At 69.7% G+C, this 23,545-nt stretch carries 25 protein-coding genes; 15 read left to right on the forward strand and 10 right to left on the reverse strand.

Going from position 1 to position 23,545, the window contains the following annotated elements:
* The 5 genes from VM306_RS26875 to uraH form a co-directional block, all read right to left on the reverse strand.
* Nucleotides 1-2,039, reverse strand: a 2,039-nt coding sequence (locus VM306_RS26875) for a molybdopterin cofactor-binding domain-containing protein (RefSeq protein ID WP_325519962.1), incomplete at its 3' end; no start/stop codon positions are given.
* Nucleotides 2,036-3,388 carry an 8-oxoguanine deaminase gene (locus VM306_RS26880; protein WP_325519964.1) on the reverse strand — a complete coding sequence of 451 codons (1,353 nt, stop codon included), beginning with the start codon at nucleotides 3,386-3,388 and terminating at the stop codon, nucleotides 2,036-2,038. The genes VM306_RS26875 and VM306_RS26880, both read right to left, overlap by 4 nt.
* Nucleotides 3,385-3,846 (reverse strand): (2Fe-2S)-binding protein, encoded by a 462-nt coding sequence (locus tag VM306_RS26885; protein WP_325519966.1) that lies wholly within the window; start codon nucleotides 3,844-3,846, stop codon nucleotides 3,385-3,387. Before VM306_RS26885 ends, VM306_RS26880 begins: the two co-directional genes overlap by 4 nt.
* Nucleotides 3,837-4,712 carry a xanthine dehydrogenase family protein subunit M gene (locus VM306_RS26890; RefSeq protein ID WP_325519968.1) on the reverse strand — a complete coding sequence of 292 codons (876 nt, stop codon included), beginning with the start codon at nucleotides 4,710-4,712 and terminating at the stop codon, nucleotides 3,837-3,839. Before VM306_RS26890 ends, VM306_RS26885 begins: the two co-directional genes overlap by 10 nt.
* A gap of 2 nt (nucleotides 4,713-4,714) precedes the next feature.
* Complete coding sequence (gene uraH, locus VM306_RS26895; protein ID WP_325519971.1) at nucleotides 4,715-5,029, reverse strand: hydroxyisourate hydrolase; 315 nt, start codon at nucleotides 5,027-5,029, stop codon at nucleotides 4,715-4,717.
* 143 nt (nucleotides 5,030-5,172) lie between these two features.
* On the opposite strand from uraH, the gene VM306_RS26900 reads away from it, so the two are divergent.
* The 10 genes from VM306_RS26900 to VM306_RS26945 all read left to right on the forward strand — a co-directional run bounded on the left by VM306_RS26900 (nucleotide 5,173) and on the right by VM306_RS26945 (nucleotide 13,917).
* The gene (locus VM306_RS26900) at nucleotides 5,173-6,624 is read left to right on the forward strand and encodes a PucR family transcriptional regulator (RefSeq protein ID WP_325519973.1); all 1,452 of its coding nucleotides are present in this window, start codon (nucleotides 5,173-5,175) and stop codon (nucleotides 6,622-6,624) included.
* Nucleotides 6,625-6,633: 9 nt separating this feature from the next.
* Nucleotides 6,634-6,939 carry a hypothetical protein gene (locus tag VM306_RS26905; RefSeq protein ID WP_325519975.1) on the forward strand — a complete coding sequence of 102 codons (306 nt, stop codon included), beginning with the start codon at nucleotides 6,634-6,636 and terminating at the stop codon, nucleotides 6,937-6,939.
* Between the two features lie 66 nt (nucleotides 6,940-7,005).
* On the forward strand, nucleotides 7,006-7,329 hold the full coding sequence (locus VM306_RS26910) for a hypothetical protein (protein ID WP_325519976.1): 324 nt from the start codon (nucleotides 7,006-7,008) through the stop codon (nucleotides 7,327-7,329).
* A gap of 49 nt (nucleotides 7,330-7,378) precedes the next feature.
* A complete protein-coding gene (locus tag VM306_RS26915) occupies nucleotides 7,379-8,101 on the forward strand; it encodes a hypothetical protein (protein WP_325519978.1) in 723 nt (240 codons plus the stop codon).
* Nucleotides 8,102-8,228: 127 nt separating this feature from the next.
* Nucleotides 8,229-9,071, forward strand: coding sequence for a helix-turn-helix transcriptional regulator (locus VM306_RS26920; RefSeq protein WP_325519980.1), 843 nt, complete (start codon nucleotides 8,229-8,231; stop codon nucleotides 9,069-9,071).
* Between the two features lie 85 nt (nucleotides 9,072-9,156).
* On the forward strand, nucleotides 9,157-10,056 hold the full coding sequence (locus VM306_RS26925; protein WP_325519982.1) for a superoxide dismutase: 900 nt from the start codon (nucleotides 9,157-9,159) through the stop codon (nucleotides 10,054-10,056).
* A gap of 172 nt (nucleotides 10,057-10,228) precedes the next feature.
* Nucleotides 10,229-12,565 carry a nitrate- and nitrite sensing domain-containing protein gene (locus VM306_RS26930; protein WP_325519984.1) on the forward strand — a complete coding sequence of 779 codons (2,337 nt, stop codon included), beginning with the start codon at nucleotides 10,229-10,231 and terminating at the stop codon, nucleotides 12,563-12,565.
* On the forward strand, nucleotides 12,562-12,996 hold the full coding sequence (locus VM306_RS26935; protein ID WP_325519986.1) for a roadblock/LC7 domain-containing protein: 435 nt from the start codon (nucleotides 12,562-12,564) through the stop codon (nucleotides 12,994-12,996). Before VM306_RS26930 ends, VM306_RS26935 begins: the two co-directional genes overlap by 4 nt.
* Nucleotides 12,996-13,361 (forward strand): DUF742 domain-containing protein, encoded by a 366-nt coding sequence (locus VM306_RS26940; RefSeq protein WP_325519987.1) that lies wholly within the window; start codon nucleotides 12,996-12,998, stop codon nucleotides 13,359-13,361. The genes VM306_RS26935 and VM306_RS26940 overlap by 1 nt, the downstream gene beginning before the upstream one ends.
* Nucleotides 13,342-13,917 (forward strand): ATP/GTP-binding protein, encoded by a 576-nt coding sequence (locus VM306_RS26945; protein ID WP_325519988.1) that lies wholly within the window; start codon nucleotides 13,342-13,344, stop codon nucleotides 13,915-13,917. Before VM306_RS26940 ends, VM306_RS26945 begins: the two co-directional genes overlap by 20 nt.
* Here VM306_RS26945 and VM306_RS26950 read toward each other — a convergent pair.
* The 5 genes from VM306_RS26950 to VM306_RS26970 are packed head-to-tail and all read right to left on the reverse strand — an operon-like array spanning nucleotide 13,914 to nucleotide 18,347.
* A complete protein-coding gene (locus VM306_RS26950) occupies nucleotides 13,914-14,276 on the reverse strand; it encodes a hypothetical protein (protein WP_325519990.1) in 363 nt (120 codons plus the stop codon). The genes VM306_RS26945 and VM306_RS26950 overlap by 4 nt on opposite strands.
* Complete coding sequence (locus VM306_RS26955; RefSeq protein WP_325519992.1) at nucleotides 14,273-14,983, reverse strand: class I SAM-dependent methyltransferase; 711 nt, start codon at nucleotides 14,981-14,983, stop codon at nucleotides 14,273-14,275. The genes VM306_RS26950 and VM306_RS26955 overlap by 4 nt, the downstream gene beginning before the upstream one ends.
* Nucleotides 14,984-15,025: 42 nt before the next feature.
* On the reverse strand, nucleotides 15,026-15,889 hold the full coding sequence (locus VM306_RS26960; protein ID WP_325519994.1) for a 3-hydroxybutyryl-CoA dehydrogenase: 864 nt from the start codon (nucleotides 15,887-15,889) through the stop codon (nucleotides 15,026-15,028).
* Nucleotides 15,882-16,778 (reverse strand): NAD-dependent epimerase/dehydratase family protein, encoded by an 897-nt coding sequence (locus tag VM306_RS26965; protein ID WP_325519996.1) that lies wholly within the window; start codon nucleotides 16,776-16,778, stop codon nucleotides 15,882-15,884. The genes VM306_RS26960 and VM306_RS26965 overlap by 8 nt, the downstream gene beginning before the upstream one ends.
* A 33-nt stretch (nucleotides 16,779-16,811) precedes the next feature.
* Entirely contained in the window at nucleotides 16,812-18,347 is a 1,536-nt protein-coding gene (locus tag VM306_RS26970; RefSeq protein WP_325519998.1) for an amino acid permease, read from the reverse strand.
* Nucleotides 18,348-18,472: 125 nt separating this feature from the next.
* On the opposite strand from VM306_RS26970, the gene VM306_RS26975 reads away from it, so the two are divergent.
* Genes VM306_RS26975 through VM306_RS26995 form a run of 5 tightly spaced genes read left to right on the forward strand, consistent with a single transcriptional unit; the run spans nucleotide 18,473 to nucleotide 23,352 of the window.
* Nucleotides 18,473-19,813, forward strand: a complete 1,341-nt coding sequence (locus VM306_RS26975; RefSeq protein WP_325520000.1) for a glutamine synthetase family protein — start codon at nucleotides 18,473-18,475, stop codon at nucleotides 19,811-19,813.
* A complete protein-coding gene (locus VM306_RS26980) occupies nucleotides 19,800-20,504 on the forward strand; it encodes a gamma-glutamyl-gamma-aminobutyrate hydrolase family protein (RefSeq protein ID WP_325520002.1) in 705 nt (234 codons plus the stop codon). The genes VM306_RS26975 and VM306_RS26980 overlap by 14 nt, the downstream gene beginning before the upstream one ends.
* The gene (locus tag VM306_RS26985) at nucleotides 20,501-21,853 is read left to right on the forward strand and encodes an aldehyde dehydrogenase family protein (RefSeq protein WP_325520004.1); all 1,353 of its coding nucleotides are present in this window, start codon (nucleotides 20,501-20,503) and stop codon (nucleotides 21,851-21,853) included. Before VM306_RS26980 ends, VM306_RS26985 begins: the two co-directional genes overlap by 4 nt.
* Before the next feature lie 30 nt (nucleotides 21,854-21,883).
* Nucleotides 21,884-22,651, forward strand: coding sequence for a 3-oxoacyl-ACP reductase (locus VM306_RS26990; protein WP_325520006.1), 768 nt, complete (start codon nucleotides 21,884-21,886; stop codon nucleotides 22,649-22,651).
* 2 nt (nucleotides 22,652-22,653) lie between these two features.
* Nucleotides 22,654-23,352 carry a FadR/GntR family transcriptional regulator gene (locus tag VM306_RS26995; RefSeq protein WP_414672459.1) on the forward strand — a complete coding sequence of 233 codons (699 nt, stop codon included), beginning with the start codon at nucleotides 22,654-22,656 and terminating at the stop codon, nucleotides 23,350-23,352.
* Nucleotides 23,353-23,545: the final 193 nt, after the last annotated feature.

Genomic DNA, 23,545 nt, shown 5'->3' on the forward strand with positions numbered 1-23,545 from the left:
GCCAACTCCAGCACGTCGATGCTCATCGGCGGCATGTCCAACGCGGTCGGGATGAGGTAGTCGGTGAAGGATGGGTTGCGCACCACCCCGCCCTCGGTCCGGATCTCCTCCATCACCGCGAGGCCGAGGCCCTGGGCGGAACCGCCCTGGATCTGGCCCACCACGGCCTGCGGGTTCAGCGCCTTGCCCACGTCCTGGGCGCAGTCGAGAGAAACCACGCGCACGAGTCCGAGATCGACGTCCACGTCGACGACAGCGCGGTGGGCCGCGAAGCCGTACTGGACGTGCGCATTGCCCTGTCCTGTCACGGGATCGAGAGCCTCGGTCGCACGGTGACGCCACTCGGTGGTCTCGTCGATCACCTCAGAGCCGATGTCGGTGCGGCCTGCCAGCCGATCGCGCACCAACGCGCAGGCGGCCTTCACGGCGCCGCCGGTCACGTAGGTCTGGCGCGAGGCCGAGGTCGAGCCGCCGTTGCCGATCGTGGTGTCCATCGGCAGCACGGTCACGCGCTCGATGCCCAGCTCGGTCCGCACGATCTGCTGCATGATCGTCACCAGGCCCTGCCCGACCTCGCACGCGGCCGTGTGCACCGCGGCGGCCAACTCCCCGTTGACCATCGAGACGCGGACCCGAGCGGTCGAGTAGTCGTCGTAGCCCTCGGAGAAGCAGATGTTCTTGATGCCGACGGCGTAGCCGACCCCGCGGACGACTCCCTCGCCGTGCGTGGTGTTCGAGACGCCACCGGGCAGCTCGCGGATGTCGGACGACGTTCCGGCGGGCAAGGGCTTGTCCCGCACCAGCTTCAGCAGCTGGGCGACGGGCGCGGCCGAGTCGACCACCTGACCCGTCGGCATCACGGAACCCTCGGTCATCGCGTTCCGCACGCGGACGTCGACCGGCGACATCCCCAGCGCCTCGGCCAGCTTGTCCATCTGGGACTCGTAGGCGAAACCTGCCTGCACAGCACCGAATCCGCGCATCGCGCCGCACGGCGGGTTGTTCGTGTAGACGCCATAAGCGTCGACTGTCACGTTGTCGACCTCGTACGGCCCGACGCCCAGAGTCGCCGCGTTGGCCACGACAGCGGGAGTCGAGGAGGCGTAGGCGCCGCCGTCCAAATACATGCGGGTGCGGACGTAGACCAGCTTGCCGGTGCGGTCGGCGCCGTGCTCGTAGTACAGCACGGCCGGGTGCCGGTGGACGTGCCCGTAGAACGACTCCTCGCGGTTGTAGACCATTTTCACCGGCTTGCCGGTGCGCAGGGCCAGCAGGCACGCGTGCACCTGCATCGACAGGTCTTCACGGCCACCGAACGCGCCGCCGACGCCCGAGAGCGTCAGCCGCACCCTCTCCTCGGGCAGGCCGAGTGCCGCGGCGATCTGCGAGCGGTCGACGTGCAGCCACTGCGTCGCGATGTAGAGATCGACCGACCCGTCCTCCGCCGGCACCGCGAGCCCGGACTCCGGGCCCAGGAACGCCTGGTCCTGCATGCCGACCTCGTACCGGCCGGTGACGACGACGTCGGCCGTGACATCCTGCGAGCCGCGCCGGATCGGCACGTGCCGCACCAGGTTCCCGCCGGGGTGCAGCGGGGTGTCGCCGACCGCGGTCTCCATGTCCACGACGGGTTCCAGCACGTCGTAGGTGACGACGATCTTCTTCATCGCCCGCTGCGCGGTCTCGGGGTGGTCGGCGCCGACGAGCGCGACCGGTTCGCCCTGGTAGCGCACGACGTCCACCGCGAGCACCGGCTGGTCCTTGTGCTCCAACCCGTACAGGTTGCGGCCGGGCACGTCCGAGTGCGTCAGCACCGCGTACACGCCCGGCACCTTCAACGCCTCGGTGATGTCCACGGACGTGATGCGGGCGTACGGGTGCGGTGAGCGCAGGGTCGCGCCCCAGATCATGTCCTCGTGCCACAGGTCGGACGAGTAGGCGAACTCGCCGCGCACCTTCAGGTTGCCGTCCGGGCGCTGCGGCGACGTCCCGATGCCACCCGACACCGCGGAGGTCAGTTCGGCGGGGGTGAGGGTCATCGCGCAGCCTCCTGGAGCTTGGTGCTGGCGGCGGAGAGGTCGCGCGCCAGCTCGTCGGTCGACGCCGTGAGCAGGATCCCGTCCCGCACCACGACCTCACCGCCCACGATCAGCAGTTTCAGCGGAGGCGGAGTGCCGAGCACCAGTGCCGCCACCGGGTCGGCGATACCCGCGTGGTTCATCCCGGACAGGTCCCACACGGCGAGGTCCGCGACCTTGCCCGGTTCGATCGACCCCAGCGAGTCCGCGCGGCCGAGCACCTGCGCGCCGCCCATCGTGCCCATCCACAACGCCTTGCGGGCGTCCAGCGCGCCAGGCCCGCCGCGCTGCCGTGCCTGGTACAGCGCCGAGCGCAGCTCCACCACCAGCCCACCGTCCTCATTGGACGCCGCACCGTCGACGCCGAGCCCGACCGGCGCACCGGCGTCGAGCAGGTCGCGCACCGGCGCGATCCCGGTGCCGAGCCGTCCGTTGGACGTCGGGCAGTGCGCGGACCCGGTCGAGGTGGCCCCGAGCCGCTTCACCGCGCCGGCGTTGAGGTGCACGGTGTGCGCGAGCCACACGTCCGGTCCCAGCCAGCCGAGCCGCTCGGCGTACTCGGTCGGCGTGCACCCGTTCTCCGCCAGGCACTGCTCTTCCTCGTCCAGGGTCTCGGCGAGGTGCGTGTGCAGCCGGACGCCGTGGCGACGGGCCAGCGAGGCGGCGCCGGTCATCAGCTCCTTCGACACCGAGAACGGCGAGCACGGCCCGACGGCCACCCGGACCAGCGCGTCGTCCGCGGTCGAGTGGTAGGCGCCGATCGCCCGCTCGGTCGCGATCAGTGCGGCCTCGGTCTCCTCGACCAGGTTGTCCGGCGGCAGGCCACCCTGCGACTCGCCCCGGTCCATCGACCCGCGGATCGCCTCCAGCCGGATCCCGATCCGCCGGCCCGCCGACACCAGCGCGTCGAACACGTCGCCGCCGCCCGACGGGAAGACGTAGTGGTGGTCGGCGGCCAAGGTGCAGCCCGTCAGCGCCAGCCGCGCCAGCCCGGCGGACGCCGCCGCGTGCGTCACCGAGTCGTCGAGCCCGCGCCACACCGGGTACAGCGTGGTCAGCCACTCGAACAGCGTCGCGCCGGTCGCCAGCCCGCGCGTCGCCCACTGGTAGAGGTGGTGGTGGGTGTTGATCAGCCCGGGCGTGACCAGGCACGACGACGCGTCGACGTACGTGTGCGCCCCGGAGGGCCGAGACGCCGGCCCGGACCCGACCGAGACGATCCGGCCCTCATTGATGACGACGTGACCGGAGGCGTGCTCGGTCCCTGACGAGTCCACAGTGGACACCGCACAGCGGTCGAGGACGATCATCGGCGTGACGCCGCCAGTCGCACGGCGTCCAGGATCTTCTCGTACCCCGTGCAGCGGCACAGGTTCCCGGCGAGCGCCTCGCGGATCTCCGGGTCGGACGGGTTCGGCACGCGGTCGAGCAGGTCGTGCGCCTGCACCACGAGACCGGGCGTGCAGAAGCCGCACTGCACCGCGCCCGCCTCGACGAACGCCTCCTGCACGGGGTCCAGCCGGTCGCCCTGCGCGAGCCCTTCGACCGTGCGGACCTCGCGGTCCTGCGCCTGCCCTGCCGCGACCAGGCACGCGCACACCGGCACGTCGTCCAGGTACACCGTGCACGAGCCGCACTCGCCCTGCTCGCAGGCGTTCTTCGAGCCGGGCAGCCCGAGCCGCTCGCGCAGCACGTACAGCAGCGACTCGCCCTCCCACACGTCGTCGGCCTGACGCCGCTCGCCGTTGACCGTCACGTTCACGCGCATGTCAGCTCACCGCCACCGTTCTTCTGGCTGAGGAGTTCCTGCCAGGCCCAGCCCAGCGTCCTGCGTGCCATCACCGCCAGGGCGTGCTTGCGGTAGGCCGCAGAGCCGCGCACGTCGTCGATCGGCGACGCCGCCCGCGAGACCAGCTCCCCGAACTCGCGCTTCACCGAGTCCAGCAGCGGTCGCGGCGACGAGAAGTCCAGCGCGGAGGCGAGGAACTCCTCGGCCTCGTGCGCACGCCGGGGTGTCGGGGCGGCCGAACCGACCGCCGCGCCCACCCGGTTCTCCCCGGGGAACAGGGAGATCGCGAACGAGCAGACCGCGATGACCATGGCGTTGCGCGTGCCGACCTTCGAGAACTGCTGCGGCCCCTGGGCGGGCGCGAGGTGGACGGCCACGATCAGTTCGTCCTGCTCCAGCGCGTTCCGCTTGACGCCCAGGTAGAACTCGGCGGCAGGGATCATCCGCGTCCCGCGCACGGAGGCGACCTCGATGACCGCGTCCGACGCCAGCAGCACCGGGTGCGTGTCGCCCGCGGGGGAGGCCGCGCCCAGGTTGCCGCCGACCGTGCCGCGGTTGCGGATCTGCGGCGACCCGACCGTGCGGGAGGCCATCGCCAGGCCGGGGAGCTGTGCGCCCAGCTCGTCGATGATCCGCGCGTACGGCACGCCGGCGCCGATCCGCGGCCCCGCCTCCCACCGCCGCAGCTCGGGGATCCGGGTCAGGTCCAGCAGCGCGGCGGGCCTGCGGTGGTCGAAGTTGAGCTCCACCATGACGTCGGTGCCCCCGGCGATCGGCACGGCGTCCGGCCGGGAGGCCTTGAGCTCCAACGCCTCCGCGAGCGTCTCCGGTCGAAGGAAGTCCATCGTCAGCTACCTCGGTAGGTGGAGTAGGCGAACGGCGACAGCAGCAACGGCACGTGGTAGTGCTGAGCCGGGTCGGCGTGGTCGAAGGTGAGCACGACCTCGGGGAAGAACGGCGCGGCCCGCGAGGTGTCGAACACCAGCCGGTAGACGCCCGCCTCGAGCTCGTCACCCCACCCGGTGATCCGTCCGTCGGCGTTCGTCTCGGCGGTCGCCACCTCGGTCCCGTCGCGGCGCTGCAGCGACACGGTGATGCCCGCGAACGGCCTGCCGCGTGCGGCGTCCAGCACGTGCGTGGAGATCGTCACTCGCCCTCCCATCCGGTTGTGAGCCAGTACACAGACCAAGAGGTACACACCTCTACGGCGTGGCACATGAATCGACAGGCTCCTGGACGTGACGAATTTGTGCTTTCCTACAAACGTCGTTCATTCTGGCTGCGAATGGACGAAAGTGACCTCTCATGTTGCTGCTGCGGACGTTGCTGCGGATGCCGGAACTGCGCCTGAGCCTGCACACCGGTGAGGACCAGCTCGACCGCACGGTGACCCGCGTGTACGGGACGGAGCTGCCCGATCCCAGCCGGTACCTGTCCGGCGGGGAGCTCGTGCTGTCCGGCCTGCTCTGGCACCACGGCCCGCAGGACTCCGAGACGTTCGTCCGCTCGCTCGCCTCTGCGCGCGTGGCCGGCCTCGCGGCCAGCGACACGGACAGCGACACGGACAGCCACGACCTGCCGGAAGACCTGGTCGACGCCTGCGTCCGCCACCACGTGCCGTTGCTGGAGGTGCCGGTCGACCTGTCGTTCGCGACCATCACCGAACGCGTGTCGATGGAGCTCGTCGGCCTGTCGCGGCACCGCAGGCTGCTCACCGTCGTGACCGAGGGCTCCGGTCTGCCCGCGCTGCTGGCCGCCGGCGGCCACGAGCTGAACGCGCCGTGCTGGGTGCTGTCGACGACCGGGCGCGTCGTCGCGGGTGGCGAGCTGCCCGGCAGGGTCGCCCTGGTGAAGGAGTTCCTGCAGGCCGACCGCCTGCCGAAGACGGTCAGGGGCGTGACGCTCGTGCCCGTCTCCGAACGCGGCGGCACCCGGCTCACCAGCTGGATCCTGGTCGTGGGCGGTCCGGTGCAGCAGGAGGCCGCCGCCGAGCTCGCGTCCCTCGTCGGCCTGGAACGCCTGCACCAGGCGCAGGGCCGTCAGATCGAGAACCGCACCGCCGCACCGCTGGTCGCCGCGGTGCTGAGCGGGTCGGCCGACCTGGAGTCACGGCTGGCGGCGGCCGGACTGGAGAGCGCCCGGCTGCGCGTGCTCAGCGCGGTGACGTCCGACCAGCGGACCGACCTCGCGGCGGCCGTGCTGGAGGAGGCGCTGCCACAGGCGCTGGTGACACCCGTGGGTGACACGGTCTACGCGGTCGCGAAGGCGGACGACTCACCACCGGACGAGGTCCGCGACGCGATGCGCGTGATGGAACCGGGCCTCGGCTCGTCGCGCGTGCTCGTCGGCATCAGCTCACCGGTGGAGTCACGCGGACTGCGCGGCGCCGCGGAGGAAGCCACGCACGCGCGTCGGCTGGGAGAGCGCCGTGGCGGCCGCACGTGCGTGGTGGCGGGCGAGGAGATCGCGCTGCACCAGCTGCTGCTCGCGGGCGTTCCGGAGGAGCTGCGGGGTTCCCTGCGGCGCAGGCTGCTCGGACCGGTGATCGACTACGACGCCGAGCACGGGTCCGACCTCGCGGGGACCCTGAAGGTGTTCCTCGACTGCTCCGGCTCGTGGACCTCGGCGGCGGCCAAGCTGCACGTGCACGTGAACACGTTGAGGTACCGGGTCGGGCGGGTGGAGGAGCTGCTCGGGGTCGACCTGACCGAGTTCGAGGTGCGCGTGGACCTCTTCCTGGCGTTGCAGGCCGGGTAACCTGGGCGTGTGCCCTTCCGCCTGGTGAAGGCGCTGCTGAGGCTCCGTCCTTCTCCGCTCGTCCCCGAACATCGGCCGATCGAACGAATCGCGGCCGACCTTCGTCGTGTGCGGCGCTCCCGTGCCTGCTTCGGCCCCGGCGAGTCGGCGATCAAGAAGATCGGCGCACGTCAGGCCTACGACGCGTTGCTGGTGCAGGCTTGCGCGGCTCTCGGGGTGGAGCACCGGTTGCGGGAGCTGCCCGAAGGGGTGGAGCGGGAGGTCGAGCGGTTCCGGGTCGAATCGCGGCTGAGGGACCAGGGGTTGTCAGTCTGATGGCTGATACCGCTCCAGCCTCCAGGCTGATGTATCCACGGGCCCGCGGTTCCTACCGTTCCCCACATGAGGACCGCCGCCTTGCTCGTGGGCCTGCTGCTGGCCGGGGGCACCGGCTGCGCGGCAACGCCCAGCATCCGCGTCTCGGTCGAGGGAACGGGCACGACCGACCAGCTCAGCTACACGTTTCCCGGTGAGCAGGAACGGACCCTGCGCAACCCGGACATGCCGTTCGAACGGCTGGGCAAGCGCAAGGGCCGGGTCGTCATCAGGCTCGAAGGCGTGCACGGCGAGCTGACCTGCAAGATCATCATCAATGGCCGCCAGGTGAAGACCGCCACCTCCAACACCGGTGCCGCGCTCACGTGCGATCACTCGATGGCCGTCTGATGTAAGTGGAGGAAAGCCCGTAGCTTCGAGGAGTCGGGGAGGTGCGGGCATGGGCGACGTGCTGGCGGTGGCCGCCACTGGGGGCATCAGGACGCGCGACGACGTACCGCCGCTCTTCCGGCCTCCCGCGCCGCCGCGGCACTTCGTCGGGCGCGACGCCGAGCTGCGGTGCATCCGGGCCGGGGTGACGGTGCTGACCGGGGCCGCCGGGGTGGGCAAGACCGCGCTGGCGCTCCAGTGGTTGCGGGAACGCGGATCCAGCCCGCAGCTGTACGTCGACCTGGCGGTGCACCGGATCGGGCGCGTGCTGCGGGCGTTCGGCATGAACGTCGACCCGGCTGACGAGTGCGCGGTGTTCCGCAGTCTGGTCATGCGCAGGCAGTTCACCCTGTTGCTGGACAACGCGAGCTCGGCCGGGCAGGTGACGCCGTTGCTGCCGGCTTCCGGGACCGTGCTCGTGACCAGCAGGGAGAAGCTGGACCTCGGTCACGTGGTGGAGGTGGGGCCGCTGACCGACGACGGGCGGCTCGGGCCGTTGCTCGATCTGTCCTATGTGGAGCTGCCGGAACGGCAGGCGCGGCTCTACCGGTTGTGCGCGTGGCAGCCGGGCGCGTTCGGGGTGCCGGTGGCGGCGGAGATCGCGGGGGAGCCCGCGTGCGACGTCGAGGACGCGTTGGACGACCTGGTGGAGAAGTCGTTGCTGACCGAGGTGGGGGACGACGCGTTCGGGTTCCATGACCTCGTGCGTGCTCATGCGCGCACGAAACGCTAACAATGCGAGAAATGCGCACGGGAGTTTAACGACATAGTCATCCGCTCAACGAAGTTCTTTGCCATTGAAGGGTTGTCCACACCGGGCCTCCCTTTCGGGAATCCGAATTGGTCATATCCTTCGCGTCATGCCGAAGGATTTCCGTGCCACCGCACTAGAACGCGCCATCGGGCGGCAGCTGGCCGGGTGGCGCGACGAGCGCGAGCTCAGCCTCACCGAGGCCGGACAGCGCGTGGGCTTCAGCAGTGCCAAGCTGTCCATGATGGAGAACGCGGTGCAGCCGTCGGCTCCGGTGGACATCATGGCGCTCGGCTACGTGTACAAGGTGCCGACTCCGGAATGGCAAGCCGCGGTGCTGCGCGCGCAGTACGCGGAACAAGTCCGCAGGCGTGTGTTCGACAACGCGGTGAACTTCGATCCTGCGGCCGACTTCGCGACTCTCGTGTTCGAGGCGACGTTGCTGCGCGCGTTCACGACGGATCTCGTGCCCGCCGTCTTCCAGCTCGCCGGGTACACCGACGCGGCGATGCAGACCGACGACCCGGTGCGCACCGCACGGCTCGCGATGGTGCGCGAGGCGTGGTCGACGCGTCTCAACGACAGGGACCCGTTGGCGGTGCGGGCGGTCTTCCCGGAGGCCGTGCTGTGGCAGGTGGTCGGCGGGCCGCGGGTGATGAAGGCGCAGCTGCTGCACCTGATGGAGGTCAGCGAGCACCCGGCGGTGAGCGTGCGGGTCGTACCGCGCGGGGCCGGGGCATACCCGGCGATGGGCTCGCCGTTCACGTTGCTCGGGTTCCCGCACCGCCAGCACAACGACGTGGCGTACTTCGAGACGTTCGTCAAGGGCGAGTACGTCGAGGACCCCGGGCTCACCGAGCAGTGCGCGCAGCGGTTCGAGGGCCTCCAGGAGGTCGCACTGGGAGCGGGCGAGTCGCTGGAGCTCATCGCGGAGGCCGCCGCTGAGCTGTAGAGATGTCGGATTGCTGAGAAAACTCCTGTTTCGCCGCCGCGCAGGAGAAGGATCAGAGGCGCACCCAACCCGACTAGGAGGCGGCATGTACCGCAGATTCGGTGTCCTGCTCGCGGCGGTCCTGGGCGTCTCGCTCACGGCCGCGGCGCCGGCCACCGCAGACGGTTCCCGGCACTTCCCGACCGAGTTCCCGCTGCCGGCAGGCTGGCAGCCGGAAGGCATCGCCATCAGCGGCGCCAAGGCCTACTTCGGGTCGCGGGCCGACGGGTCGATCTACGCGGCCGACCTGCGCACCGGTGGTGGTGAGGTGCTCGCGAAGGGACCCGGCACGCCGTCGCTCGGCATGAAGGTCGACTCGCGCAAGCGGTTGTGGGTCGCGGGCGGCACGGGCGGCGACGCACGCGTCTACGACACCCGCACCGGTGCGTTGCTGGCGAAGTTCCAGTTCGCGACCGCGGACACGTTCGTCAACGACGTCGTGCTGACCGACAGGTCGGCGTGGTTCACCGACTCGCGTCAGGCGGTGCTCTACGAGGTGCCGCTGAACCTCGAGCCGCACCGGACGCTGGCGCTCACCGGCGACCTCGTCGTCACGCCCGGCGCGACGAACCTCAACGGCATCGTCACGGGTCTCGACGGTGGTCTGATCGCCGTCCAGAGCAACACCGGTCAGCTGTTCCGGATCGATCCCAGGACCGGCAAAACGAGCAACATCGATTTGAACGGTCAAGCACTCACGAATGGCGATGGGCTGTTGCGTGAGGGACGTCAGTTGTTCGTGGTGCAAAACAGGCTGAACAAAGTCGCGCGATACACGTTGAGCCGTGACGGCGCGACTCTCGCGGCGGAACGAACAGACGCGCGGTTCGACGTCCCCACGACGGTCGCCGCGTTCGGCAAGCGCCTCTACCTGCCGAATGCCCGCTTCAGCACGCCGCCGACGCCGGAGACGACTTACACCGTCGTCGCTGTCGAACGCCCTTAGAACGAACACGGGAACTAGTCCGTACGGGGGTTCTTGAGTTGTGAGAATCCCCGTACCGGCTGTTGCTCCACTCACTCGACTGGGTAGCCTTCGAACCGAATCGCAGCCGGATGGAGTGAAGGCGGGATGCCCGCAGCGCTAGCCGTGGGACACAGGAGACCGTGAGAGCGCTGTGACCGAGAAGAGCGGGTACACACCGACCAACTACCGGACCATCAGGTCGCGGCTGGCCGGTGTCGTGGTCGTGCCGAGCGCGGTGCTCCTCGTCATGTGGGCCGTCTTCTCCTCGTACACCCTTTTCGACGGTTTCTACCTGCGCTCGGTCGCGTCGAGCGTGAAGGACGTGACGATCCCGTCCGTGGAGGCGTTCGTCGGGCTGCAGAAGGAACGTCAGCTGAGCCTCGTGCTGCTGAGCGAGGCGGGCGGCGCCGGCACGGCGGAGCTGAAGCGGCAGCAGCAGGTCACCGACGAGTCGGTCCGGAAGATGAAGGACGCCTTCGCCGGGCTCTCCGACGGCTCGCCGCAGGACGTCGTCGACCGGATCACCGCGCTCACCACCGTGCTGGACGAGCTCCCGCGGCAACGCGCGGGGGTCGAGTCGCGCGGCGCGGACGCCCAGGCGGTCTACAGCTACTACAACAGCCTCGTCGACGCGGGAGTGGCGTTGTTCTCCCGGCAGGCGCGGCTCGTGCCGGACGCGGAGGCGAGCCAGGCAGGCGTCGGGGCCGTCACGATCTTCCAGGCCGCCGACTGGATGTCCCGCGGAGCCACGATCGGCTCGCGCGGGCTGCTCAACGGCACGTTCGCCCCGGCGGAGCGCGTCGAGTTCTCCCGGCTCTTCGGCGCCTACCACTCGAGCCTCGACTCGACGATCCCGTTCGCGCTGGGGCAGGCCCGCCAGCAGTACGACACGTTGCGCGGCGGCTCCGAGTACCGCACGCTGCTCGACCTCGAGGGCCGGATCATCAACGGTGACCGGGGGGTCACCGACCAGCAGTGGCGCGCGGCGGCCGCCCCCGTGCACGAGGACCTCGTCGGGATCGCGGTCCGGCAGGCGGAGGACGCCGCCGACCTGGGCCTCGACAAGGCGAACAGTCGCGTCACCGCCGTGGTGATCGGCAGCCTCATCGCGTTGCTCGCGGTCGTCGTCGGCATCGTGCTGGCGTTGCGCATCTCCCACCGCCTGGTCAGCAAGGCGCTCGTGACGCGGCTGACGTCGTTGCGGGAGGACACGCTGCGGCTCGCGCAGGAACGGCTGCCGCACATCGTGGCGCGCCTGCGCGGCGGCGAGCAGGTCGACGTCCACCGCGACATGCCGCCGCTCGACTACGGCAACGACGAGATCGGCCAGGTCGCGGACGCGTTCAACACCGCCCAGTACACGGCGGTCGCGGCGGCGGTGAAGGAGACGCAGGCCCGCGAGGGCGTGAACCGCGTCTTCCTCGACATCGCGCACCGCAACCAGGGCCTGGTCCACCGCCAGCTCAAGATCCTCGACAAGCTGGAGCGCGAGGAGGAGAACCCCGAGCAGCTCGACTCGCTCTTCCAGCTCGACCACCTGGCGACCCGCGCCCGCCGCAACGCGGAGAATTTGATCATCCTCGCCGGGGAGCAGCCCGGCAGGCAGTGGCGCAAACCGGTGCGGCTCAGCGACGTCATCCGCGCCGCCGTCGCCGAGACCGAGCAGTACGTCCGGGTCAAGGTCAACCCGGCGCCGGACCGCGCGCTGGTGGGCGTCGCCGTCGCCGACACCATCCACCTGCTCGCGGAGCTCGTCGACAACGCGACGGCGTTCTCCTCGCCGCGGTCGGAGGTGGTCATCCACTCCGCCGACGCCGTGCCGCACGGCATCGTGATCGAGATCGAGGACCACGGCCTCGGCCTCACGCAGGAGGAACGCCTCCAGGCCAACGCGAAGCTCTCCAACCCGCCCGACTTCGAGACGATGGCGTTCCGGGGCGAGTCCCGGCTGGGCCTGTTCGTCGTCGCCAGGCTCGCCGCACGACGCGGCATCAAGGTGGAGCTGCGCGACTCGCCTTATGGTGGCACCGTGGCGTTGTGCGTCCTGCCACCGAACATCGTCGCCCCGCGCACCACGGCGGCCGACATCTCCGAGACCACCCAGATGCCGGTGCGGTCGTTCCACGACGAGCGGCACGGCCACGTCGACGCGCATCCGGTGCCGGTGACCCCCGAGGGACTGGCGGCTCTGCACGCCGGGTTGAACTCCCTGGCCTCCGCGGACGTGTCCAAGGCGGATGCGCCTGTGGACGAACCGACCCCCGCGCCTCCTCCGCCGGACGGGAAGGCCCCCCTTCCCCGCAGGAAGAAGCGGCAGAACCTCGCGCCGCAGCTCGTGCAATCCTCGGAGGAACCGCCTCGCGCAGAGCCGGTGAGCAGTGACAGGCCGGCCGAGCGGATCAGAGACGGGCTCGCCGCGTTCCAGCGCGGCACCCGCGACGCCCGGCTGACCGACGACTGGAGATCAGAAGGAGCCCCATCGTCATGAAGGACAACACCAGCCAGCACGGCGAACTGAACTGGCTGCTGGAGGACCTCATCCAGCGCGTGGTCGGCGCCCGTCACGCGGTCGTGCTGTCGGCGGACGGACTCCTGCTCGGCCGATCGGCCGGGCTGTCCCGCGACGACTCGGAGCACCTGTCCGCGATGGCGTCGGCGTTCCAGTCGCTCGCCCGCGGCACGGGCAGGCACTTCGGCGGCGGCGCCGTCCGGCAGACCATCGTCGAGATGGAGCACGCGTACCTCTTCGTGACCGCGGCGGGTCACGGAGCGTGCCTCGCTCTGCTCGGAGAAGAGGACGCCGACATGGGCATGATCGCGTACGAGATGAACATGCTGGTCAAACGGGTGGGCACGTACCTCTCCTCGGCCCCCCGCGCAGAAACGGCGACGGTGCCAGCCGCACGAGAGTCGCGCTGATGTCCTCGCGGGAGGACTGGTGGTACGACGAGGCCGCGGGGCCGCTGGTGCGGCCCTACGCCATGGTGCGCGGCCGCACTCGGCCGAACGCACCCGACCTTCACCTCGTGACGCAGGTCCGGGCGGCCTCGTTTGCGTCCGACCAGACGTCGCTCTCGGTCGAACATCGCGAGATCATGTCCCTGTGCTCACGCCCGCTCTCGGTCGCCGAGGTAGCTGCCTACCTCGACGTGCCGCTGGTCGTGGTGAAGGTCCTGCTGTCGGACCTCATCGAGCGCGGCGACGTGATAGTGCAGAACTCCTCTCACCAGATTCCCGACAGGGATCTCCTGCAGGCCGTACTGGATGGTGTTCGTGGGATCTGAGCTGATCGTGCCGACCGCGGTCAAGATCGTCATCGCGGGCGGCTTCGGCACCGGCAAGACCACCATGGTCGCGTCGGTGTCGGAGATCGCGCCGCTGAGAACCGAGGAGCTGCTCACCGAGGCAGGTGTGCACGTCGACGACCTCGCCGGCATCGAGGGCAAGGACACGACCACGGTCGCCCTGGACTTCGGGCGCATCACCATCAACACCAAGGTGGTGCTGTACCTGTTCGGCACGCCGGGCCAGAACCGATTCTGGTTCATGTGGGACGAGCTCGCGACCGGTGCGATCGGCGCGGTGGTCCTGGTGGACACGCGCCGGCTCGACTCGTCGTTCCCCTCGATCGACTTCTTCGAGCACAGGGGAATCCCGTTCATCGTGGCCGTGAACTGCTTCGACGGGGCGCAGCTGTACACCGTCGACGAGGTGCGGCACGCGCTGGACCTGGACGAGCAGATCCCGGTGATGCTGTGCGACGCCCGCGACCGCGAGTCGTCGAAGGCGGTGCTGGTGGGTCTGATCCAGCACTCGATGAACCGGCTGGCCGCGGTCTAGCGGTCGCTGACGTGGTGCGCGTCCGTCGGCCAGACGCCCTGGCCGACGACGTGCTCGACTATGCCGAGCGCCTTGTCCAGCGGCACGGTGTCGGCGTCCGGGTACTCGTCGTCCTGCCCGTTGGACAGGACGAAGCCGTCGCTCGCGCCTTCCGCGCCGGGATCGGTGGCGTGCTCGCCGGGGTCGCCCTCGCCGTCGAGCAGCATGACCATGGCGCGCTCGGTGTTCGTGACGAAGGCGAGCGATCGTCCGGACTCGCTGGTGAGCCACGTTTCGAGGTGGCCGGCCTCGATCCGTTCTCGAAGCATGCCGGCCACATCGGTGACCGGGCTGTCGTCGTGCGTCCAGGACTCGCTCACGCGACCAGCTTGAAGAACAGGAAGCTCGGGCTCGTCCTCAGCGCCGCGTAGTCGTGGGGGAACAGCTGCTCCGCCTCCGGTACCGGCAGAGGCTCGGCGATCTCGGCGACGGTGAACCCGGCCGCGGTGAACGCGCCGGTCATGGCGTGCAGAGGCCGGTTCCAGAACGACATCTCGACGGGCTCACCGGTGTGATCCCACACCTCGGTCCAGTTGTAGGTCTCGAAGTAGTCGGTGCGGCGGCCTTCGGCGCGGTGGATGGCGTGGATCGCGAACGGGTGGTCCACCGAGACGAGCAGCCTGCCGCCGGGCCCGAGTACGCGCCGCAGCTCGGTGAGCGGTGGGCCCCAGTCCTCCAGGTAGTGCAGGACGAGTGAGGCGATGACGTCGTCGAACTCGGCGTCGCCGTAGGGGAGTGGTGCGGCCAGATCGGCGAGGCGCAGGTCGGCGTCGGGAACGCGGCGGCGGGCCAGGTCCAGCATGCCGGGGCTCAGGTCGAAGCCGCTCACGACGGCGCCCCTTGCCCGCAGTTCGGCGAGCAGCGGGCCCGCTCCGCAGCCCGCGTCGAGGATCTTGCGGCCCGTCACGTCACCGGCGAGCGCGAGCATCGCGGGGCGTTCGTAGTAGGCGTTCTGGACGCCGGTCTCGTTCGACTCGGCGTACGCCTCGGCCAGCAGGTCGTAGTTCGTTCCCGACACCCGGTCCATCCAAGCAGAAGGCCCGCTCCGGGGAGCGGGCCCTCCGAGGTCCTACTTCGCGTAGTTGTGGAACCCGCGGCCCGACTTCTTGCCCAGCAGGCCCGCGTCCACCATGCGCATCAGCAACGGCGGCGGCGAGTACAGCGGCTCCTTGAACTCCTCGTACATCGACTCGGCGATGGCCTTCGTGGTGTCGAGGCCGATCAGGTCGGTGAGGCGCAGCGGTCCCATCGGGTGCGCGCAGCCCAGCACCATGCCGTTGTCGATGTCGTCGGCCGAGGCGAAGCCGGACTCGAGCATGCGGATCGAGGAGAGCAGGTACGGGATCAGCAGCGCGTTGACCACGAAGCCCGCGCGGTCCTGCGAGCGGATGACCTCCTTGTGCAGGGTGTCGCGCACGAACGCCTCCGCGCGGTCCTGCGTGGTGGCGCCGGTCAGCAGGGACGGCACGATCTCGACCAGCTTCAGGACGGGCACCGGGTTGAAGAAGTGCACGCCGATGACCTGCTCGGGGCGGTTCGTGGCCATGCCCAGCTTCATGATGGGGATGGACGACGTGTTGGACGCGAAGATGGCGTCCTCGTCCTTCACGACCTTGTCGAGCGTGGTGAAGACCTCGGTCTTGATCTGCTCGTTCTCGGCGACCGCCTCGACCACGAACTGCCGGTCGGCGAACTCGCCGATGTCGGTGGTGAACCGGATGCGCCCGAGGGCGGCCTCGCGGTCGGCCTCGCTGAGCTTGCCGGACTTGACGCCCCTGGCCAGCGAGGTGGCGATCCGCCCCTGCGCTGCCTCGGCCGCGCCCGCGTTGACCTCGGCGACGATGACGTCGAGGCCGGCACGGGCGCTCACCTCGGCGATCCCGGAGCCCATGAGGCCGGAACCGACGACTCCCACACGTTGAATGTCACTCACGTGACCGATCCTGCCACGACCTGCTCGAAACGAGGTCGCGGAGCGTCTCCTGCACGGTGGCCGCGTAGTCGCCCACGGGCTCGTAGCCGAGTGCGAGGGCTGCGCTGGTGTCCAGGACGAACGGCGGGATGCGGTGCCACGGGTGGCGGCCGGACTCGTCGTGGTCCAGCAGGACCTCGCGCCACTCGTGCCCGAGCGAGCGGGCGATGATCCGGGAGATCTCCAGGCCGTTCGGGGCATCCGGGTCGGCGGCGTTCAGCACGCGGGTGCCGGGGCGCAGGGCGGCGGTCTCGACCAGCGCGGCGATGTTGGCCGCGGCGGACGGGTGGTCGGCGCCCTCGCCGCGGCACGCCAACGCGATCTCGCGCTCGCCGGCGAGGACGCGGTCGACGAAGTACGCCTCCAACGGGCGCTTGTTGCCCGGTCCGTGCACCTTGGAGGGGCGCAGCACGGTGATCGGCAGGCCGCTGTCGAGCAGCGTCCGCTCCGCCGCGACCTTGTTCGGCCCGTATCCCTCGCGGGTGAACGGGTCCGAGTTTTCCGGTGCCAGCGTCGGCTGGTCCTCGGTGACGGGGCTTTCGAAGCGCGGTGGTTCGTCCGAGTTGACGTGTCGGCCGAGGTCGTCGGCGTAGACCGCCTTGGCCGAGATCATCACCGTCGAGCTCGCGTTGCGCGCCAACGGGAGCAACGTGCGCGCGTGGGCGGCGGTGTAGCAGAGGCAGTCGACGAGCAGGTCGGCGCCGTCACCCAGGGCACGGGCGATCGCACCGGGGTCTTCGCGGTCCACCTCCCGGCCGGGGGCGTCGACGGTCCACCCCGCCTGCCGCAGCCGCCGGGCGGTGGCGCCGCCGATGAGCCCGGTTCCCCCGAGGACCAACGCGCGTGGCACTCTCGCAAGGTAGCGGGAGTGCCACGGACGGCGTCAGACGGAGTCGAGGTCGCGTTCGATCGCGGCCAGCTCCTCCGGGGTCCCCTGGACCATCGGCCCCTTGAACCACTTCCGCGCGGAGGCGAGCCACCAGACACCGGCGAACCCGAGCACCACCAGCACCGCGATCGGCGTGTAGTTGAACGTCTTGGCCGTCACGGGACTCGCCTGCGGCAGCATGAACAGCACGCTGATGAACACGACCCACGCCACCGCGACCACGCCGATCGGCTTGCTCCACCGCCCGAGGTGCCACGGTCCGCGCTGGAAGTTCTCGCCCTGCAGCAACCTCAGCAGCGTGGGCAGCACGTACGCGATGTAGAGGCCGATCACGGCGATCGAGGTCACCGCGGCGTACGCGGTCGGGTTCCACAGGTACGGCAGGCCGAGCACGAACGCGCCGCCCGCGGCCAGCCAGATCGCGTTGGTGGGTGTCCGGGTGCGCTTGTTGATCCTGTGCCAGAACGACGACGCCGGCAGCGCGCCGTCGCGCGAGAAGGCGTAGATCATCCGCGAGTTCGCCGTCACCGACGACATGCCGCAGAACAGCTGCGCGCCGATCGCGATCAGCAGCAACAGCTTGCCGCCGGTCAGGCCGAGCGCGTCGATGAAGATCTGCGCCGGGGGCACGCCGGTCGGGCTGGCCAGGGCGCCGTCGTAGTCGCGGATGGCGAACGTGATGCCGACGAGCAGCACCCAGCCCGCGACGAGGGAGACGACGATCGACATCACGATGCCGCGCGGGCCGCTGCGGGCCGCGTCGTGGGTCTCCTCGGTCATGTGCGCCGAGGCGTCGTAGCCGGTGAACGTGTACTGCGCCAGCAGGAGCCCGAGCAGGCCGACGTAGAACGCCGAGGACCAGCCGGTGTTGTTGACGAACGTGGTGAAGACGTACGAGGCGGACTGGTGCTCCGACGGCAGGATCACCAGCGCGCCGACGATGACCACCACGCCGGCGATGTGCCACCACACGCTGATGTCGTTGAGCAGCGCGACGAGCTTCACGCCGAACGTGTTGAGCAGGCCGTGCAGCACCAGCACGATGCCGAAGATCAGGATGGTGTGCGGTGGAGTGGCCGCGAAGCCGAACTGGAGGTCGAGGAACGCGTTGATGAAGAACGCCGCGCCGAAGTCGATGCCGGCCGTGACCGCGACCTGGCCGAGGAAGTTGAACCAGCCGGTGAACCACGACCAGGCGGGACCGTTGCGCGGCGCGAGCTTCGCCGCCCAGTAGTACAGGCCGCCCGCGGTCGGGTAGCTGGAGCACACCTCCGCCATGGCGAGGCCGACGACGAGGGTCATCAGGCCCACGAACGGCCAGCCCCACACGATCAGGGCGGGACCGCCGGTGTTCATGCCGAAGCCGTACAGGGTCAGGCAGCCGGAGAGGATCGAGATGATGGTGAACGACACCGCGAAGTTGGAGAACCCGGACATGGTCCTGGACAGCTCCTGGGCGTAGCCCAGCTCGTGCAGCCGTTGTTCGTCAGTGGATTTTCCGGTGGCAGGACTGTCAGCTTCGTGACTCATCGGCGTCCTCCTCGATTGGACTCCGTCCAGTCCTTTAGACGGTGGCTGAGGGTGGCGCTCGTCACCAGGCGGTGTCAAGATGGTGCCGTCAATGGCTCGCAGACATACCTTTGGAGGAACGCGGAATGCTGACCGTCGAGGAGTTGCGCGTGGCCGTGGACGCCGGTGAGATCGACACCGTCCTGGTCGCGATCGTGGACATGCAGGGCCGCCTGCAGGGCAAGCGGTGCGCTGCCCGGTACTTCCTCGACGAGGTCCTCGGTCACTCCGCCGAGGGCTGCGACTACCTCCTCGCCGTCGACGTCGAGATGAACCCCGTCAGCGGCTACGCGATGTCGAGCTGGGACCGCGGGTACGGCGACTTCGTCATGAAGCCCGACGTCGACACCCTGCGCAGGATCCCGTGGCAGGAGGGCACCGCGCTCATCATGTGCGACGTCGTCTGGGAGAACGGCGACCCGGTCGTCGCCTCACCCCGGCAGGTCCTGCGCAAGCAGCTCGACCGCCTCGCCGCGCTCGGGTTCGACGCCTACGTGGGCACCGAGCTCGAGTTCATCGTCTTCGACGACACCTACGAGCAGGCCTGGAACGCCGGCTACCGCAACCTCACGCCGTCGAACCAGTACAACGTCGACTACTCGTTGCTCGGCACCGCGCGCGTCGAACCGTTGCTGCGGGCCATCCGCAACGGGATGACGGGCGCGGGCATGGTCGTCGAGTCGGCCAAGGGGGAGTGCAACCCCGGTCAGCACGAGATCGCCTTCCGCTACACGACGGCGTTGCGCACGTGCGACCAGCACGCCATCTACAAGAACGGCGCCAAGGAGATCGCGGCGCAGCAGGGCAAGTCGCTCACGTTCATGGCGAAGTACAACGAACGCGAGGGCAACTCCTGCCACATCCACCTGTCGTTGCGCTCCAAGGACGGCGAGCCGGTCTTCGCCGAGGGCCGGGGCATGTCGGAGCTGATGAAGCACTTCCTCGCGGGCCAGCTGGCCGCGCTGCGGGAGTTCACGTACTTCCTCGCACCGAACATCAACTCCTACAAGCGTTTCGTGCAGGGCTCGTTCGCGCCGACCGCGGTGGCGTGGGGCCACGACAACCGCACGTGCGCGTTGCGAGTCGTCGGCCACGGCCAGTCACTGAGGTTCGAGAACCGGGTGCCCGGTGGTGACGTGAACCCGTACCTCGCGGTGGCGGCGCTGATCGCGGCCGGTCTGCACGGCGTCGAGCAGGAGCTGGAGCTGGAGGACGAGTTCGTCGGCAACGCCTACGCGTCCGACCGGTCGACGGTGCCGACGACGCTGAGGGAAGCCGCGGATCTGCTGGCGGCCAGCGAGATCGCGCGTTCGGCGTTCGGCGAGGAGGTCGTCGACCACTACCTCAACGCCGCGAAGGTCGAGCTGACCGCGTTCGACGCGGCGGTCACGGACTGGGAGAAGGTACGCGGGTTTGAGCGCCTCTGAGCCACTCATCGGCATCAGCACCTACCTGGAGCGCACGCGCTTCGGCCACTGGGACGTGGAGGCCGCGGTGCTCTACCGCGGCTACCTCGACTGCGTCGTCCGGGCGGGCGGGACCCCGGTCATGCTGCCGCCGGTCGGCACCTGGACCGCCGAGAGCATCGCGTTCCTCGACGGACTGGTGATCGCGGGCGGCGCGGACGTCGACCCCGCCACTTACGGCGCCGAGAAGCACGAGAAGACCGGCGAGCCGCGACGTGACCGCGACGAAGCCGAGTTCGCGCTCGTCCAGGGCGCGCTGAAGCTCGACCTGCCGGTGTTCGGCGTGTGCCGCGGCATGCAGGTGCTCAACGTGGCGCTGGGCGGCACGCTGCACCAGCACGTCGAGGGCCACAACCCCGCGCCCGGCGTCTTCGAGCACACAGACATCGACGTCTCGCCGGACACACGCCTGCACACGATCCTGGGCGACCGCACGAACGTCCAGTGCCACCACCACCAGTCGCTGGACCGGGTCGCGGACGGCCTGCGGGTCACGGCCAGGGCTGCGGACGGGACCGTCGAGGCCGTCGAGCTGGACGGTGCGCGGTTCGTCGTCGGCGTGCAGTCGCACCCCGAGCAGGACATCGAGGACCTGAGGCTGTTCGAGGCCCTGGTGGGCGCCGCCCGAGAGTTCGCGAGGAGAAGAGCGTGACCTTCGACGTCATCAACCCGGCTACCGAGAAGGTCGTGCGATCAGTACCGCACACCTCCCTCGACGAGACGGACGCGGCGATCGTCCGGGCGCAGAAGGCGTTCGAGAGCTGGCGGACCGTCGCACCCGGCGACCGCGCCCGGCTGCTGCGGAAGTTCGCGGAGGTCGTCGACGCCCACAACGAGGAGCTGGCGCGGCTGGAGGTCGAGAACTCCGGCCACACCATCGGCAACGCGCGGTGGGAGGCCGGCAACGTCCGCGACGTGCTGCAGTACTACTCCGCAGCGCCGGAACGCCTGTTCGGCAAGCAGATCCCGGTGTCCGGCGGGCTCGACGTCACCTTCCACGAGCCGCTCGGCGTCGTCGGCGTGATCGTGCCGTGGAACTTCCCGATGCCCATCGCGGGCTGGGGGTTCGCGCCCGCGCTGGCCGCGGGCAACACGGTCGTGCTCAAGCCCGCCGAGGTGACGCCGCTGACCGCGATCCGCCTCGGCGAGCTCGCGCTGGAGGCGGGCATCCCGGAGGGCGTGTTCCAGGTGCTACCGGGCAAGGGCGGCGTCGTCGGCAACCGGTTCGTCACGCACCCGTTGGTGCGCAAGGTGGTCTTCACCGGATCGACCGAGGTCGGCAAGCAGATCATGGCCGGCTGCGCGGACCAGGTGAAGCGCGTGACGCTGGAGCTGGGCGGCAAGTCGGCGAACATCGTCTTCGCCGACTCCGACCTGGAGAAGGCGGCGGCCACCGCGCCGTACGGGGTGTTCGACAACGCCGGGCAGGACTGCTGCGCGCGCTCGCGGATCCTCGTGCAGGCGAGCGTCCACGACCGTTTCATGGAACTGCTGGAGCCCGCGGTCAAGGGCGTGAAGGTCGGCGAACCGGGCGACGAGGCGACCGAGATGGGGCCGCTCATCTCCGCGGCGCACCTCGGCAAGGTGGCGTCTTACGTCCCAGACGACGCCCCCGTCGCGTTCCGCGGTTCGGCGCCCGACGGACCGGGTTTCTGGTTCCCGCCCACGGTTCTCACGCCCGCCTACGACCACGTGACCGTCACGGAGGAGATCTTCGGACCGGTCGTAGTCGTGCTGCCGTTCCAGGACGAGGCCGACGCGATCAGGATCGCGAACGACTCCGAGTACGGGCTGTCCGGTTCCATCTGGACGAACGACCTCGGCCGCGCGATCCGGGTGTCGCGGGCCGTCGAGGCCGGGAACCTGTCGGTGAACTCGCACTCGTCCGTCCGCTACTGGACACCGTTCGGCGGCGTGAAGCAGTCCGGTCTCGGCCGTGAGCTCGGACCCGACGCGCTCGACGCGTTCACCGAAGTCAAGAACGTCTTCATCGCTACCTGAGTTCTGGGCTACCTGACAGGAGAACACAAGATGGTGCAGCGACTCGAGGGCCGCGTGGCCGTCGTGACGGGTGGCGGCAGCGGCATCGGACTCGCGACCGTGCGCAGGCTGGCGAGCGAGGGCGCGAAGGTCGTGGTCGCCGACCTCGACCCGGCGACGGGCAAGGCGGCCGCCGACGAGGCAGGCGGCCTGTTCGTCCAGGTCGACGTGACCGACGAGGAACAGGTCAAAGCGCTTTTCCAGACCACTGTGGACACTTACGGCAAGCTGGACATCGCGTTCAACAACGCCGGCATCTCGCCGCCCGACGACGACTCGATCCTCACGACGGGCATCGAGGCGTGGGACCGCGTGCAGAAGGTGAACCTCACGTCGGTCTATTTGTGTTGCAAGTACGCCATCCCGCACATGCAGGCCAACGGCAAGGGCTCGATCATCAACACCGCGTCGTTCGTCGCGACGATGGGCGCGGCGACGTCGCAGATCTCCTACACGGCGTCGAAGGGCGGCGTGCTCGCGATGTCGCGTGAGCTCGGTGTGCAGTTCGCGCGGGAGGGCATCCGCGTCAACGCCCTGTCGCCCGGCCCTGTCAACACGCCCCTGTTGCGGGAACTGTTCGCGAAGGATCCCGAGCGGGCCGCGCGCCGGCTCGTGCACGTGCCGATGGGGCGGTTCGCGGAACCCGAGGAGATCGCCGCCGCGGTCGCGTTCCTGGCGTCGGACGACTCGTCGTTCATGACGGCGTCGAACTTCCTCGTGGACGGCGGCATCGCCGGCGCGTACGTGACACCGCTCTAGTCGTGGTGGAGCACGCGCAGGACGCGTTGTTCCGCCCGGTGAGGGCGGGCAACGCGTTCGAGGAGACCGTCGAACGGCTCATGCAGTCCATCCGGCTCGGCGTCGTCGCGCCGGGGGAGCGGCTGCCGTCCGAACGGGACCTGGCCACCCGGCTCGGCGTGAGCAGGGTGACCGTGCGCGAGGCCATCAGGTCGTTGCAGGAGAACAGCTACGTCGAGTCGCGGCGGGGTCGTTACGGCGGTACGTTCGTCAACGACGTGGTCCCCAAGCCCGCTCCGGGCAAGGAGTTCGGCGACGTCGACGACGTGCTGACCCTGCGCAGGGTGCTGGAGACCGGTGCCGCGGAGACGGCGGCGGGCCGGTCGCTGGGCCCCGCCGAACGGCGCGGGCTGCGCGCCAGGCTGGAGGAGGCCTCGACCTCGTCGCTCGCCGAGTACCGGCGCAAGGACTCGAGGCTGCACCTCGCGATCGCGGAGGCGGCCGGGTCCGCCGCGCTCACCGCCGCCGTCGCCGAGTCGCGGATGCGCACCAACGAGCTGCTGGACCACATCCCCCTGCTCGAACCGAACCTCGCGCACTCCAACGCCCAGCACGAGCGCGTCATCACCTCCATTTTGGACGGAGATCCCGTTTCGGCGCGGCAGGCCATGGCCGAGCACCTCGACGGGACGGCGTCGCTGCTGCGGGGCTTCCTGGTCTGACCGCTCAGACTTCCGTCCCGGCACCGATGATGGGACGATCGACGCCTGGGGTCAGGTAGTTTGAAAACGTTTGCAAGGGCGGTTGTCCTGTTGTCATGTTCATTCCGCATGGAACAGCACTTGGCGTGGGCCTTGCGGACAGTTACCGTCCGAACACCTCGGGGACTTGCAGCGCGAGGAGCTGTTGATGCCA

It is taken from the genome of Lentzea sp. (genome assembly GCF_035525475.1).
Classification (GTDB): domain Bacteria; phylum Actinomycetota; class Actinomycetes; order Mycobacteriales; family Pseudonocardiaceae; genus Lentzea.